The sequence below is a fragment of the Pontimicrobium sp. MEBiC06410 genome, assembly GCF_053601615.1.
On the sequence record NZ_JBSHNT010000095.1, the window covers coordinates 1 to 1,291 of the forward strand.

1 protein-coding gene is annotated in these 1,291 nt (G+C 31.1%); it reads left to right on the forward strand.

Features of this window, described 5'->3' with window-relative positions; genetic code table 11:
• Nucleotides 1–69 precede the first annotated feature (69 nt).
• A protein-coding gene (locus ACVC08_RS00635) for an IS3 family transposase (protein ID WP_452600577.1) occupies nt 70–1,253 on the forward strand; the annotation gives its coding sequence in 2 pieces (ribosomal slippage) (nt 70–331 and nt 331–1,253; 1,185 coding nt in all).
• The last annotated feature ends 38 nt before the right edge of the window (nt 1,254–1,291 follow it).

A 1,291-nucleotide genomic window follows, 5' to 3' on the forward strand; every position in this document is an offset into this window, starting at 1 on the left:
TGGACATGCTATATTTGACAGGACAGTAAGAAGCGAGTTTATATATTTATAAACTTTAATAAAATAACAATGTCAAAACCACGAAATTTTTACACCAAAGAATTTAAACATAAAGCTGTAGAGCTTAGTTATGCAAAAGGAAGCCTAAAACAGACCTGCAAAGATTTAGATATTTCGCTATCTTCTTTATCTAGATGGCGTCACGAATTAAAACAATATGGTAATAACAATAGTTTTCCTGGGAAAGGGAATTTAAAGTTAACAGATCAAGAGCGAGAGATTATAGCCTTAAAAAAAGAATTACAAGATGCTCTATTAGAGAATGAAATATTAAAAAAGGCGGTGAGCATTTTCTCCAAGAGCGACAAGAAAAATATCAATTTATAAAACACCATAGGTTAAAGTTTCCTGTTGAGAAGATGTGTAGTATTCTAAAAGTAAGTAGAAGTAGTTATTATAGTTGGCTAAAAAGCGGTCCTTCAAAACGCTGGCTAGCTAATGAGCATATTATGTTTTTTATACAAAAGATATTTGAAGCGAGTTATAAAAGTTATGGAGCACCCAGAATAAAAAAGGAATTAGAGAAGTACAGATATTTTATTTCTAGAAGAAGGATAAGTAAGCTGATGAAATTATTAGGCTTACAAGTAAGACGTTCTTATAAATTTAGAGTGTTAACCGATTCTAATCACAAATATCCAGTAGCATCCAATTTATTAAATCAAAACTTTAATGTTGACAGAGAAAACCAAGTATGGGTATCTGATATGACATACATATCAACAAAACAAGGTTGGATGTATTTAACTGTAATTATAGATTTGTTTAATAGAAAAGTAGTGGGATGGTCTTTTAGTAAAGACTTAACCACAGAAAACACCATCATTACCGCTTGGAGAATGGCTGTTAATCGAAATGAAATTACAAAAGAATTAATATTTCATTCCGATAGAGGTTCTCAATATGCTAGTGGTCAATTTACAGATTTGATTAAATCTTACAACGGTTTAATAAAGCAATCTATGAGTCGAAAAGGGAATTGTTGGGATAATGCAGTAGCAGAATCCTTTTTTAAATCCCTAAAAGTAGAATGGATCTACAAACACCAATACCTAACTAGATCTCAAGCAGAACTATCTGTCTTTAAGTGGATTGAAACTTGGTATAATAGAAAAAGATTACACACGGCTTTAGGCTTAAAATCTATTGAAGAATTTGAAACAGAAATGAACAATCAAAAATTAGCAGCATAATCTCTCTTCTTTTTGTCCAGTTTTTTGTTGCAAGTCCA